This is a genomic window from Acidovorax sp. NO-1 (genome assembly GCF_000238595.1).
GTDB lineage: Bacteria > Pseudomonadota > Gammaproteobacteria > Burkholderiales > Burkholderiaceae_C > Acidovorax.
Genome location: NZ_AGTS01000036.1, coordinates 38,579 through 51,442, shown reverse-complemented (window position 1 = coordinate 51,442; position 12,864 = coordinate 38,579). Strand labels below are relative to the sequence as shown.

Here is a 12,864-nt window from a genome sequence, read left to right as displayed (position 1 = left end):
GCCGGTTTCGATCTATTCAGTCGAATGCTTTAATTTACATAATCCATTCAATATGGATATGCTTTGCCGATGACCGAACCGACCGACACATCCCTGGCCCACCGCATCACCCACCGCCACATCGAGGTCTTCCGCGCCGTGATGACGGCCGGTAGCGCCACGGGCGCGGCCGACCTGCTGCACAGCTCACAGCCTACCGTGAGCCGCGAGCTGGCGCGGCTCGAATCGCTGCTGGGCTATGCCCTGTTCGAGCGCGTGCAAGGCCGTCTGCGGGCCAACGCGCGGGCGCTGGCGCTGTGGGATGAGGTGCAGCGGTCGTGGCAGGGGCTGGAGCGCGTGGTCGACCGGGCCGTGGCGCTGGGCCGGTCCGACGCCGTGCGGCTGTCGGTGCTGTGCCTGCCCACGCTGGCCCACGCGCTGCTGCCGGGCGCGGCGGCGCGGCTTATGCAGGGTCAGCCGCACGCGCGCGTGTCGGTCACGCCGCAGGAGTCGCCCCTGCTCGAAGAATGGATGAGCGCCCAGCGGTTTGACCTGGGCTTGTGCGAGCAGACCACCGCACCGCCGGGTACGCGCGCCGAGGTGCTGCTGACGCTGGATGAGGTGGCGGTGCTGCCTGCGTGGCATGCGCTGGCGCGAAAGCCGGTGCTGGAGCTGGCAGATTTCGCCAATGAGCAGTTTGTGAGCCTGTCAGCAGACGACCCCTACCGCCGCCTCATCGACGCGCGCTTTGCCGAAGCGGTTGTGTCGCGCACCTTGCGGGTGGAGACCCACAGCGCGGCCGCCGTGTGCGCCATGGTGGAACACGGCCTGGGCATTGCCATCGTCAACCCCGTGACGGCCCTGGCCGCGGCAGGCGACAGGCTGGTGCTGCGGCGCCTGGCGTTTTCGATCCCGTTCAGCGTGACGGCACTGCTGCCGCTGTACCGCCCGCCCCTGCCCGAGGTGGAGCCGATGCTGGACGCCTTGCGCGCACAGGCCGCACACGTGGTGGCACAGGTGGCGGCGCAGCTTGCAGCGGCAGGCACACCAACGGCCGGGCCACAGACGCCGCCCCAATAGCTATATATTTGATAGCTGTCGGCGCTTTACCAGCAAGCGCCAGAGCCAGTTTTGATTCAAATTTTCAGGCTGGCGACAGGCTGCGCACCTTGACGGCGAGCCGCTGTTCAACCGAGGGCGACACGAACTTGGTGACCTCGCCGCCCAGCACCGCGATCTCGCGCACAAAGGTGCTGCTGATGAACTGGTACTTGTCGCTGGGCGTGAGGAACACGGTTTCCACCTGCGGCATGAGGCTGCGGTTCATGCCGGCCAGCTGGAACTCGTAGTCAAAGTCGGTCACTGCACGCAGTCCGCGCACCATGGCCTTGCCGCCGCGTGACACCACAAAGTCGCGCAACAGGCCCGAGAAGCTTTCCACCTGCACCTGGGGGTAGTCCTTGACGGCTTCGCGCACCATCTCGATGCGCTCTTCCAGAGAGAACAGGGTCTTCTTGTGGTGCCCCGCTGCCACGGCCACGATCACACGTTCAAACAGCTGGGTGGCCCTGCGCACCACGTCTTCATGGCCCAGTGTGATGGGGTCAAAGGTTCCGGGGTACACGGCGAGCACGTTCTGGGCCATGGCTGGTTGTCTCCTGTCTGGCTGTATGGACGTTGGCCCGGGGCCTTGGGAACACGTTCTCAAGGACTTGCCGGGCCGCGTGCGCGCATTATGCAGTGCAGTGCAACATTCATCGGCGTGGGCTCAGACCGCGGCGGCGGCCATGCGCCGCAGCAGGTGCGCGTGCACGGCACCGGCCTTGAGGTGGCGGTGCAGCGCCATGCCAACCTCGGCCAGTTCGTCGGCTGAAAAGGCGCGGGGCGCTTCCAGGTAGACAAAGCCCTCGGCGGCCACGGCTTTGGCGGCGGCCTGCAGGGCTGGCATGAACAGGTCGCTGTCAAACGGCGGGTCCAGCAGCACCAGGTCGATGCTGGCGGGTGCGGCCTGCTTCAGCGCGGTCAGGCCGTCGCCGCGCTGCACGCGCACTGCGGTGGCCGAAAGGCGCTGCTGCAGGGTGTGCAGCTGGGCCACCAGGCCAGCATCGCTTTCCACCAGCTGCACGGCGGCCGCTCCCCGCGAGGCGGCTTCGAGCCCCAACGCGCCCGTTCCCGCAAAGGCATCCAGGCAGCGCCAGCCACTCAGGTCCTGGCCCAGCCAGTTGAACAGGGTTTCGCGCACGCGGTCGGGCGTGGGCCGCAGGCCCGGGCGCTGGGCCACAGGCAGGCGGGTGCGCTTCCATTGCCCGCCAATGATGCGGATTTCGCCCGCGCCCTTGGGCGCCGCTTCGGCAACGGCCTTGTCCTTGGGCCCGCCCTTTTTGCCAGCGGCAACCGGCGGGGCGGCCGCTGCGGCCTGGGCTTTGCGGATCTCGGCGTTGATGGCGGTGGTTTTCAGGGTCGAGCGGCTCATGGCTTGCCCCCCACCACCACGGTCACCATGCGTTCGGGTTGCAGCTTGCGCGCCATGGCGGCACGCACATCGGCCACCGTGAGGGCCTCCACCTTCTTGGTCCACTGGTCGAGGTAGTCCAGCGGCAGCTCGTTCCAGGCGATGTTGGCCACGTTGCCCAGAAGCTTCTTGTTGCTGTCGATGCGCAGCGCAAAGCCGCCGATGAGGTTGTCCTTGGCGGCGCGCAGCTCGGCCTCTGTGGGGCCTTCCGCCACGTAGCGCGCGATCACGTCGCGCGACACCTGCACCGCCTCTCGCGCCTGGTCTGGCCGCGTCTGCAGGCCCACGGTGAAGGCACCGGCATGCAGGCCCGCCGCAAAGTAGCTGTACACGCTATAGCTCAGGCCACGCTTTTCACGCACTTCGTTCGTCAGCCGCGAGACAAAACCACCGCCGCCGAGGATGTGGTTGCCCACCAGCAGCGCGAGGAAGTCCGGGTCCTTGCGCTGAAAGCCGGGCTGGCCGATCAGCACATGGGCCTGGGCGGACGCAAACGGAATGTTCTGCTCCACCGGCGCCGCGAGGGCGTCGATTTCGCCCACGGGTGGCAGCGGCGCGCAGCCCGATGTGGCGGGCAGGCGCGACAGCAGCGTGGCCACCAGCGTCTGCGCCTGTGCGCGCGTGACGGCGCCCACGATGCTGACCTTGGCGCGGCAGGCCGCAACGTGCTGCGTGTGAAACGCCTGCATGTCGGCCACGCTGATGCGCGCCAGGGTCTCCTCGGTGGTGCGCACACCGTAGGGGTGGCTGCCGTACACGGCCGAGCCGAACGCATGGGCGGCCACCGTGGCCGGGCGGGTGAGGGACTCCTTGATGCTGGCGCCCCAGCGCGCGCGGTCGCGCTCCCACACGTCGGCGGGCCAGCCCGGCTCACCGATCTGGCGCGCAGCCAGGCGGGCGGCCTTGTCGAGCAGCGCCGGGTCGGTGAGCGAGCGCAGCGTGTAGTGCAGCGCGTCGTTGTCGGCACCCGCGTCAAAGCTGGCGCCCAGATCGGCCCAGGCCTCGCCCAGCGCGTTCTCGTCCAGCGCCGGTTCGCTGCCCGCCGCCTTCACGCCCTTGCTGGCCATCGACGCCACGGCGCTGGCCAGGCCCGACTGGCCTGCCGGGTCGCGGCGGCTGCCGGCATCAAAGTCGATCTGCACGTCCACCATGGGGATGACCGGGCTTTCGACCAGATACACCTTGGCGCCGCTGGGCTCCACCCAGTGCTGGATGGGCAGCAGCGCCCAGGCAGAATTTGAATAAAAAACGGCTCCAGCGCTTATCAGTAAAGCGCGAGCAGCTATGTTTTTAATAGTAATCATGAAAAGAGGCGCAAAGCGGGTTCAGTGGCGGGACGCACCGGGTGCGGGCTGTGCGCGGGGGCGGGGGGAATCCAGCGGCTGGGGCAGCAAGGTGGCCACCGTGAGCTGGTCGTCGCCAAAATATTTGGCGGCCACGGCCTGCACCTGGGCGGGCGTCACGGTGCGCAGCAGCTCCAGAAGGCGTTCGTTGGCGTCGAGCGGAAAGCCCTGAATCCAGTTGCCCCCCAGCTCCTGCGCCTGGTTCATCACCGAGTCGCGTTCATACACGGTCGAGGCGATCCACTGCGTCTTCACGCGGGTCAGCTCAGCCTCGCTGACCCCATCGCGGGCGACGCGGGTGACCTCGGCGCGCAGGGCGTCTTCCACCTGCTGGGCCGTCTTGCCTGCAGCGGGCACACCGCTGAGCATGAACAGGCTGGGGCCACGGCCCGTGACCATGGCGCCGCTGCTGGCGCTGTCGGCCACGCGGTTTTCGCCCTGGGTCAGCGCGCGGTCGAGCCGCGCGCCGTCGTAGCCGTTGAACACCGCCGACAGCACCATGAGCGCCAGAGCGTCGCGGTCGGTTTCGGTCAGGTTCTCCACACGGTTCAAGCTGGGCGCACGAAACGCCAGCGCCACGTAGGCCTGCTCGGCCGGTGCCTTGACAGCGAGGCGGCGCAGGCCCTGCTGCGCGGGCTCGGTGCGGGGCTTGCGCTCGGGCAGCGCGTGGGCGGGCAGACTGCCGTAATACTTCTCGGCCAGTGCGCGGACCTGGGCCACGTCCACGTCGCCTGCCACCACCACGGCGGCGTTGGTGGGCGTGTACCACTGGCGGTAGAAGGCGCGCACGTCTTCGGGCGTCATGGCGTCCAGGTCGCTCATCCAGCCCACGATGGGGCGGCGGTACGGCGAGGCAATGAACGTGGTGGCAAAGAGCTGCTCGGCCAGCATGGCGCGGGGCTGGTCTTCGGTGCGCAGGCGGCGCTCTTCCTTGACGACCTCGATCTCTTTCCTGAACTCTTCATCCGGCCAGTGGTTGTGGGCAAACCGGTCGGATTCGAGCTTCATCACGTCTTCGAGCCGGTTCGATGGAATCTGCTGGTAGTAGCCCGTGTAGTCACGGCTGGTGAACGCGTTTTCGCGCCCGCCCAGGGCGGCCACGCGGCGCGAGAACTCGCCCGGCGGCAGCGTCCTGGTGCCCTTGAACAGCATGTGCTCGAGCACATGGGCCACGCCGGTGGTGCCGTCCACCTCGTCCATGGAGCCCACGCGCAACCAAACCATGTGCACCGCGGTGGGAGCACGCCGGTCGGGCTGCACGATGAGCTGCATGCCGTTCTTGAGCGTGAACTGCTGGGCGCCGGAGGCCGTGGCAGACGGCGCGGACTCAGAAGGCGTCGCAGGGGGTTGGGAAGCGGGAGGCGTTGCCGAAAAGGCAGCCCCACATGTGAGGCAGGCCAGCAGGCCCAGGAGGGTGACAGCGCGTTTCATAGAATGGCTGATTCTAAGAACCCGCCAATGTTCAGTTTTTTCAAGAAAAAGCCCTCCCCCGCGCCTGCCCCTGCCGATGAGCCCCCACAGGCTTCGTCGCCAGCCACCTCAGTGCCAACGCCTGGGCTTTCGCCCATTGCCCCACCGCCCCTGGCCCGCCAGGAGGCGGCGCAACCCGCGAAGCCGCCAGCCGCACCCGCCCCGGCCCTGCCTGCCGCCGCAGAGCCCGCATCCCCATCACCCTCCCCTGCTCCCGCTCCCGCTCCCGCCGGGTTTGGCTGGCTGCGCAACCCATTTGCCCCGAAGGCTCCCGAGGTAGTGGTACCGCCTGCAACCGCACCGGCGCCCGCGCCGGTTGCCACGCCTGCGCCCGTAGCCCCTGTGGTGGCGCAGCCAGCGCCCGCTTCCCCTGTACCAGCCCCTGTGCCCGCGGCCGCACCGGTTGCTGCACCCGCACCCTTCGCCCCTGCCGCCCCCGCAGCGTCCGCAGCGCCTGTCGAACGCAAAGGCTGGCTGGACCGGCTCAAGAACGGCCTGCGCAAGACCGGCAGCTCCATCACCACGGTCTTCACCGGCACCCAGATCGACGATGCGCTGTATGAAGAGCTGGAAGAAGCCCTGCTGATGGCCGACACCGGCGTCAAGGCCACCAACCACCTGCTGGCCGACCTCAAACGCCGCGTGAAGGAGGCCAAGGCCACCGACCCCGCCGCCGTCAAGGGCCTGCTGGCCGATGCGCTGACCGACCTGCTGCGCCCGCTCGAAAAAGCCCTGGTCATTGGCGAGCACACCCCCACGGTGATCATGGTGGCGGGGGTGAACGGCGCGGGCAAGACCACGTCCATCGGCAAGCTCACCAAGCACCTGGCAGACGAAGGCGCGGCCGTGCTGCTGGCGGCGGCCGACACCTTCCGCGCGGCAGCGCGCGAGCAACTGGGCGTCTGGGCCGACCGCAACACGGTCGAAATCGTCAGCCAGGAAGGCGGCGACCCCGCCGCCGTGAGCTTTGATGCCGTGACGGCCGGCAAGGCGCGCGGCAAGGACGTGGTGCTGGTGGACACGGCAGGGCGCCTGCCCACGCAGCTGCACCTGATGGAAGAGCTGAAAAAGATCCGCCGCGTGGTCACAAAGGCCGACGCCACGGCCCCGCACGAGGTGCTGCTGGTGATCGACGGCAACACCGGCCAGAACGCGCTGGCCCAGGTGCGCGCGTTTGACGACGCGCTGCAGCTCACCGGCCTCATCGTCACCAAACTGGACGGCACGGCCAAGGGTGGCGTGCTGGCCGCCATTGCGCAGGAGCGCCCCATCCCGGTGTATTTCATCGGTGTGGGTGAAAAGCTCGAAGACCTGGAAACCTTCAACGCGCGAGAGTTTGCGCAGGCTTTGCTGAGCTGACATCGGCCCTGCGCCGAACCGGCGTGCCCCGGCTCAGCACGGCCAAGGGCTGTTGACGAGCTGGCACGATCGCGCACTTGCGCGTTTACGAACCCTGGCAATTCCCGCATGATGGGCCTTCCCTTTCCCCGAGATCCGGAAGGCCCATGTTTGTAGAGCTGGTCAAAGGTGTCGCCCTGTTGCTGGCGCTGTGCTTCCTGCACGGCTTCGCCATCCGCACCTGGCGCCACCGCCCGTTGGTAGGGCAGGTCCTGTCCGGCCTCCTGTTTGGAGGCATCTGTGTAGTGGGCATGCTCACCCCGGTGGTGCTGATGCCCGGCGTGATCTTTGATGCGCGCTCGGTGGTCCTCAGCATGGCGGGGCTGTTTGGCGGCCCGCTGGTGGCCAGCATTGCTGCGGTCATGGCCGGGGCGGGAAGGCTGTGGCTGGGCGGCACCGGTGTTGAAGTGGGCCTTTTGGTGATCATTTTGTGCACGGCGCTCGGCCTGGTGTACCGCCAGGGCCGCGCCCGCGGGCGGCTGGGGGTTGAGCCGCTGCCGCTGGCGGCTTTCGGTCTGCTCGTTCACACCGCCGTGATCGCCTTGTTCCAGCTCCTGCCCGACGAAGCGGCAGCACGTTTCAACCAGACGCTGGCCCTGCCCTTTGTCCTCACGTTCACACCTGCCACCGTGTTGCTGGGGCTGCTGCTGCGGGATGTGGAAGACCGCCTGGTCACCGAACACGCCCTCCAGGACACCGCCGCCCGGCTCCAGGCCATCACGGGGGCAATACCCGACGTGCTGCTGGTGCTCGATGCCAACGGCCGCTATGTCGAGGTGCTGTCGATCAACGACGCGGCGCTGGTGAGCAGCGCCTCCGAGTTGCTGGGCCGCAGGTTGCAGGACGTGCTTGCGGCAGACCAGGCGGACCAGTTCATGGAGGTGATCCGCAGCACCCTGCGCACTGGCCGCACCAGCACACTGGAGTACGTCATTCAGACCCAGGCGGGGGTGCGGCATTTCGAGGGCCGCGCGCACCCACTGGCGGTGGCGGTGGGGGGCCAGCCGGCGGTGGTGTTTCTGGCGCGCGACACCACGCACCGCAAGGAGGCCGAAAGCGCACTGCGCGAATCCGAGCTGCGTTTTCGGTCCCTGCTGCTCAATATCCCGTCGATTTCGGTGCAGGGCTACCTCGCCGATGGCACCACCAGCTACTGGAACAAGGCTTCCGAGCAGTTGTACGGCTATACGGCTGAAGAGGCGCTGGGGAGCAATCTGCTGGATCTCATCATCCCTCCCTCCATGCGCGATATGGTGCGCGCCAGCATGGGCCACATGTTTGCCACGGGCGAGGCCATTCCCGCGGGTGAGCTGCAATTGCAGCGCAAGGACGGCTCTGTCGTGCATGTGTTCTCCAGCCACGCCCACATCCAGGTGCCGGGTCACCCTGCGGAGATGTTCTGCATTGACATCGATATCTCGGGCCGCAAGGCCGCCGAGGATGAAGCACGGTATCTGGCCTTCAACGACGCGCTCACGCACCTGCCCAACCGCCGCCTGCTGGTGGATCGGCTTCAGCAGGTGCTGGCCAGCAGCGCGCGATCGGGGCTGACCACGGCCGTGCTGTTTGTGGACCTGGACAACTTCAAGACCCTGAACGACACGCGGGGCCATGAGGTGGGCGACCTGCTGCTCAAGGAAGTGGCCGTGCGACTTCGCGGGTGCGTGCGTGAGCAGGACACCGTCGCACGCCTGGGGGGCGACGAATTTGTGGTGGTGCTGCAGAGCTTGAGCAGTGACCCGCCCGAGGCCGCATCCCAGGCGCGCACGCTGGGCGAGCTGATCCTGGCCCAGTTGCGCCAGCCCTACGAGCTGGCCGGGCACGAGCACCACTTCACGGCGAGCATCGGGGTCACGCTGCTGCGCGACCACCGCGATTCGGTGGACGAAGTGCTCAAGCAGGCCGACATGGCCATGTACCGCGCCAAGGGCGCGGGCCGCAACACCCTGCGCTTTTTTGACCCCGACATGCAGCAGGCCGTGAACCGCCGCGCCCTGCTCGAAACCGAACTGCACAATGGGCTGCGCCAGGCGCAGTTCCTGCTGCTGTACCAGCCCCAGGTAGACGTTGAGCGGCGCGTCATTGGCGCCGAAGCCCTGGTGCGCTGGCAGCACCCGGTGCACGGCATGGTTCCGCCATCGGAATTCATTCCACTGGCCGAAGAATCGGGCCTGATCCTGCCCCTGGGCTACTGGGTGCTGGAGACCGCCCTGCGCCAGCAGGCGCGCTGGCGCGCCGATCCGCGGTTTGCCCACCTCACGGTGGCCGTCAACGTGAGTGCACGCCAGTTCCTGCAGGAAGACTTCGTGAGCCAGATACTCACGCTGCTGCGGCACACCGGCGCAGACCCCGGGCACATCAAGCTGGAGCTCACCGAAAGCCTGCTGCTGGACAACGTGGACAGCGTGATCGACACCATGCGCAAGCTGGGCGCCGAGGGGGTGGAGTTCTCGCTGGACGACTTCGGCACAGGGTACTCGTCCCTGAGCTACCTCAAGCGCCTGCCCCTGCATCAGATCAAGATTGACCAGGGCTTTGTGCGCGATGTGCTGCTGGACCCCAGCGATGCGGCCATTGCACGATCCATCATCGCGCTGGCGGGCAGCCTGGGGCTGGAAGTCATTGCCGAGGGCGTGGAGACACCAGCGCACCACCAGTTTCTGCTGGCCCATGGCTGCATGCGGTTTCAGGGCTATCTGTTCGGAAAACCCATGCCGCTGGAGCAGTTTGAAGCGACTGTACTGGCCGCCGGCCCGATGGACCCCACAGCCCCCTGAGAACGCCGGACCCTGGCGGCTCCTGCGCTATCAGGCCACCACACGGGTCGGGGCGACCTCCGCGTCCACCCAGTCGGCATACGCCCCGGAGGCTTCAAGCGTCTGCACCACCAGCTGCGGCAACGCATACGGATGCTGCGACCGCAACAGGTCGAGCAAGGGATGCAACGCGCGCGCCACCGTCTTGCACGCCAGGCGAAGTTCGCGGTCTTCCTGCAGCGCCCCTTGCCAGTGAAAGTAGGCAGTGATCGGCTCCACCTGCACACAGGCCGCCAGGCGCGCCTGCAAAATCAGCTGAGCCAGGCGCCGCGCCTCCGCTTCGGTGGCGACCGTCGTGCTCACAACGAGAATTTCGCAAAGGGCTGTCGGACGGGTCATCAGCGTCTCCCTCAATCTGGGCGTCAAAGTCTGCCACACAGGCCTGTACGACTCCAGCACCCAATTCCGGCCGGAACCTTGGCGCCGGTTCATCAATCCCACAGTTCATACCCGCCCATGCGGGCACCGCAGAAATCACAAAATTCATTGAAATCAATCACTTGGCACCCTGCACTGCGCAGCGCAGCAGCACACGACGGCGGGGGAACTTACGTTTTAGCACTCACTCACAGAGAGTGCTAACATCATGGCTTAGAGGAAAGGATTGCCGGAATGAACATTCAATCTGGAACCGCGACGACGACTTTGGCGCCCGCCAACCCTTGGGCGCTGGTGCCTCCTTTGGGCAATCTGGATGCGTACATTTCCGCCGTCAACCGCCTGCCACTGCTCACGCACGAAGAAGAGCAGGCTTATGCACGGCAGCTCAAGGACAACAATGACCTGGACGCCGCCGGCCGGCTGGTGATGTCGCATCTGCGTCTTGTGGTTTCGATCGCCCGCCAATACCTGGGTTACGGCCTGCCCCATGGCGACCTGATCCAGGAGGGCAACGTGGGCCTGATGAAGGCTGTCAAGCGCTTCGACCCCGACCAGGGCGTGCGCCTGGTGAGCTACGCCATGCACTGGATCAAGGCCGAGATCCACGAATACATCCTCAAGAACTGGCGCATGGTGAAGGTGGCCACCACCAAGGCCCAGCGCAAGCTGTTCTTCAACCTGCGCTCCATGAAGCAGGGCTTCAAGGCCGATGCGTCTGCGGCCGATGCCGCAACGCACCGCGATACCCTGTCGGATCAGGAAATCGATTCCATGGCCGCGCAACTCAATGTGAAGCGCGAAGAAGTCATCGAGATGGAAACCCGGATGTCGGGCGGCGATGTGCTGCTGGACCCCGCACCCTCGGACGACGGCGAGCAGGCTTTCGGGCCCATTGCCTACCTGGCGGACGCCTCGCACGAACCCACGGCCATGATCGAGTCGCGCCAGCGTGACGCCCTTGCCACCGACGGCATTGCCACCGCGCTGGGCAGCCTGGACGACCGCAGCCGCCGCATCGTGGAAGAGCGCTGGCTCAAGGTGAATGACGACGGCACGGGTGGCATGACGCTGCACGACCTGGCGGCCGTCTATGGCGTGAGTGCGGAGCGCATCCGCCAGATCGAGGTGGCCGCCATGAAGAAGATGAAAAAGGCGCTGGCCGAATACGCCTGAGCCAACGCGGCAAGGTAGTATCCTCCGCCGATAAAACTGCCTCGTGGGGCCCCGGTTGGGGCCCCTTGTCGTTGGGGCCGCGATGATTACCTTGAGGAGAAATTACCCATGCCACGTCCCCCCTGTCTCACCCCGTCGCGGCGGGCCTCGCTGCTGTTGGCCCTGGCAGCCGTCGTGTCGCCGTGGTGCCATGCGCAAGGCAGCGCCGTGCCCACGGGTGCCGGCGCCGCAGCTGCGTGGCCGACCAAGCCACTCAGGATCATTGTCGGGTTCCCGGCGGGAACCTCTCCCGACCTGACGGCACGGGCGTTTTCTGAACCCCTGTCCAAAGCGCTGGGCCAGCCCGTCATTGTGGAGAACCGGGTCGGGGCAGGTGGCAATATCGGCGCCGATGCGGTGGCCAAGTCACGTGACGACCACACCATTGGCCTGATGATCAATGGCAACATGACCATCGCCAAGATGATCAATCCGGCGGTGCCCTATGACCCCCTCAAGGATCTGGCCCCGCTCAGCCTGATCGGAACGTCACCCCTGGTGCTGACGGCACCCGTTGCCCAGCCGGGCGTACCCGCCAGTGCGGATGCGCGCGAGTTTTTCGCCGCGGCCCGCGCGGCTGGCGACACATGGAGCTATGGCACGCCGGGCGTGGGCACGGTCGGCCATATCGGCACCGAACTGCTCAAGTCGCACAGCAGCATCAACCCGGTCCATATCCCGTATCCGGGCTACCCACAGGTCGCCACCGCGATGCTGGGCGGCCAGCTGCAGATGGCCATGCTGCCCCCCGCGCTGGCGCAGGCCCAGGTGCGCGCAGGCAAGCTGCGGGCGATTGGCGTCACTTCGACCGTCCGCAGCCCGCTGGTCCCTGATGTTCCCAGCCTGGCCGAGGTGGGCATCCGCGGTTTCAACCTTGAAATCTGGAATGCATTTGCCGCACCTGCCACCATGCCCGCGGCCATCCAGGCGCGGCTGGCCGCTTTGATCGGAGATATTGCCCGCAGCGACGAAATGCGCACCAAGCTTTTCCAGCAAGGCTGGCAGGTGGCCGGCACGTCGCCCGAAGGGCTGGCCAACCGCATACAGGCCGACACCCGACTGCTGGGCGATGTGATTGCCCGGCGTGGCATCAAGGCGGAGTGAAGGGCAGGCGCCTGAGGGCGCTGGGGTGGCCGCTTCAGCCCGCCTCGCCCAGCAGCGCCTTGACATCGGACGCCAGCGCCTGCGCGCCGCTGCCATATCGGTTGTACACGCGCAGACGGCCCGCCGTGTCGTACACGTAGCTGCCCGCCGAGTGGTCCATGGTGTAGCTGGTGGGCGTCTTGCCGTCGACCTTCTTGTAGTAGATCTTGAAATCCTTGGCGACGGCAGCGAGCTGCTCGGGTGATCCGCGCAAGGCCAGGAAACTCGGGTCGAAGTTCGCCATGTAGGCTTTGAGCACTTCGGGGGTGTCGCGCTCCGGGTCCACGGTCACGAAGATGCCCTGCAGGCGGTCGCCATCCTTGCCCAGGATCTGCTTGACCTCGGCCAGCTCCTGCATGGCCGTGGGACATACATCAGGGCACTGCGTGAAGCCGAAGAACACCACCACCACCTTGCCCGCGAAGTCCTTGATGTGGCGCGCCTGGCCATTGTGGTCGGTGAGCGGGATGTCACGGGCGTACTCCGCGCCGGTGATGTCCACGCCCCGAAACTCGGTTTTTTTCTCGGAACAGGCACTAAAAATGCTCGCAGCGCTTATGGATAAAGCGCTGACAGCTATCAATTTAAGAGCATTTCGTTTCAGCATGGG

11 protein-coding genes are annotated in these 12,864 nt (G+C 66.7%); 5 read left to right on the top strand and 6 right to left on the bottom strand.

Features of this window, described 5'->3' with window-relative positions:
* Positions 1-69 precede the first annotated feature (69 nt).
* On the top strand, positions 70-1,059 hold the full coding sequence (locus KYG_RS03390; RefSeq protein ID WP_008903423.1) for a LysR family transcriptional regulator: 990 nt from the start codon (positions 70-72) through the stop codon (positions 1,057-1,059).
* A gap of 64 nt (positions 1,060-1,123) precedes the next feature.
* On the opposite strand, the gene coaD is transcribed toward KYG_RS03390, so the two are convergent.
* From coaD to KYG_RS03370, 4 genes are all read right to left on the bottom strand, one after another.
* Positions 1,124-1,624, bottom strand: coding sequence for a pantetheine-phosphate adenylyltransferase (gene coaD, locus KYG_RS03385; protein ID WP_008903422.1), 501 nt, complete (start codon positions 1,622-1,624; stop codon positions 1,124-1,126).
* 123 nt (positions 1,625-1,747) lie between these two features.
* Positions 1,748-2,452 (bottom strand): 16S rRNA (guanine(966)-N(2))-methyltransferase RsmD, encoded by a 705-nt coding sequence (gene rsmD, locus KYG_RS03380; protein ID WP_008903421.1) that lies wholly within the window; start codon positions 2,450-2,452, stop codon positions 1,748-1,750.
* Positions 2,449-3,795, bottom strand: coding sequence for a pitrilysin family protein (locus KYG_RS03375; protein ID WP_034692934.1), 1,347 nt, complete (start codon positions 3,793-3,795; stop codon positions 2,449-2,451). Before KYG_RS03375 ends, rsmD begins: the two co-directional genes overlap by 4 nt.
* Before the next feature lie 21 nt (positions 3,796-3,816).
* Positions 3,817-5,265 (bottom strand): pitrilysin family protein, encoded by a 1,449-nt coding sequence (locus tag KYG_RS03370; protein WP_008903419.1) that lies wholly within the window; start codon positions 5,263-5,265, stop codon positions 3,817-3,819.
* A gap of 27 nt (positions 5,266-5,292) precedes the next feature.
* On the opposite strand from KYG_RS03370, the gene ftsY reads away from it, so the two are divergent.
* Entirely contained in the window at positions 5,293-6,663 is a 1,371-nt protein-coding gene (gene ftsY, locus KYG_RS03365) for a signal recognition particle-docking protein FtsY (protein WP_085942489.1), read from the top strand.
* Between the two features lie 146 nt (positions 6,664-6,809).
* Positions 6,810-9,479 carry an EAL domain-containing protein gene (locus KYG_RS03360; protein ID WP_008903417.1) on the top strand — a complete coding sequence of 890 codons (2,670 nt, stop codon included), beginning with the start codon at positions 6,810-6,812 and terminating at the stop codon, positions 9,477-9,479.
* Positions 9,480-9,509: 30 nt separating this feature from the next.
* Here the strand turns inward: KYG_RS03360 and cutA are convergent, their stop codons facing one another.
* On the bottom strand, positions 9,510-9,857 hold the full coding sequence (gene cutA / locus KYG_RS03355; protein ID WP_034692930.1) for a divalent-cation tolerance protein CutA: 348 nt from the start codon (positions 9,855-9,857) through the stop codon (positions 9,510-9,512).
* Between the two features lie 273 nt (positions 9,858-10,130).
* Between cutA and rpoH the strand changes: the two genes are divergently transcribed.
* Both rpoH and KYG_RS03345 read left to right on the top strand, forming a co-directional pair.
* Complete coding sequence (rpoH, locus tag KYG_RS03350; protein ID WP_008903415.1) at positions 10,131-11,072, top strand: RNA polymerase sigma factor RpoH; 942 nt, start codon at positions 10,131-10,133, stop codon at positions 11,070-11,072.
* A gap of 108 nt (positions 11,073-11,180) precedes the next feature.
* Complete coding sequence (locus tag KYG_RS03345) at positions 11,181-12,215, top strand: tripartite tricarboxylate transporter substrate binding protein (protein WP_008903414.1); 1,035 nt, start codon at positions 11,181-11,183, stop codon at positions 12,213-12,215.
* 34 nt (positions 12,216-12,249) lie between these two features.
* On the opposite strand, the gene KYG_RS03340 is transcribed toward KYG_RS03345, so the two are convergent.
* Positions 12,250-12,861: an SCO family protein gene (locus KYG_RS03340; RefSeq protein WP_192810314.1), complete on the bottom strand. Its 612-nt coding sequence runs from the start codon at positions 12,859-12,861 to the stop codon at positions 12,250-12,252.
* Positions 12,862-12,864 lie beyond the last annotated feature (3 nt).

Coding starts and splice junctions, on each gene's coding strand:
- ftsY (WP_085942489.1), top strand. CDS start 5,293: ATGTTCAGTTTTTTCAAGAAAAAGCCCTCCCCCGCGCCTGCCCCTGCC.
- KYG_RS03340 (WP_192810314.1), bottom strand. CDS start 12,861: ATGCTGAAACGAAATGCTCTTAAATTGATAGCTGTCAGCGCTTTATCC.
- KYG_RS03390 (WP_008903423.1), top strand. CDS start 70: ATGACCGAACCGACCGACACATCCCTGGCCCACCGCATCACCCACCGC.
- rpoH (WP_008903415.1), top strand. CDS start 10,131: ATGAACATTCAATCTGGAACCGCGACGACGACTTTGGCGCCCGCCAAC.
- rsmD (WP_008903421.1), bottom strand. CDS start 2,452: ATGAGCCGCTCGACCCTGAAAACCACCGCCATCAACGCCGAGATCCGC.
- KYG_RS03345 (WP_008903414.1), top strand. CDS start 11,181: ATGCCACGTCCCCCCTGTCTCACCCCGTCGCGGCGGGCCTCGCTGCTG.
- KYG_RS03360 (WP_008903417.1), top strand. CDS start 6,810: ATGTTTGTAGAGCTGGTCAAAGGTGTCGCCCTGTTGCTGGCGCTGTGC.
- KYG_RS03370 (WP_008903419.1), bottom strand. CDS start 5,265: ATGAAACGCGCTGTCACCCTCCTGGGCCTGCTGGCCTGCCTCACATGT.
- KYG_RS03375 (WP_034692934.1), bottom strand. CDS start 3,795: ATGATTACTATTAAAAACATAGCTGCTCGCGCTTTACTGATAAGCGCT.
- cutA (WP_034692930.1), bottom strand. CDS start 9,857: ATGACCCGTCCGACAGCCCTTTGCGAAATTCTCGTTGTGAGCACGACG.
- coaD (WP_008903422.1), bottom strand. CDS start 1,624: ATGGCCCAGAACGTGCTCGCCGTGTACCCCGGAACCTTTGACCCCATC.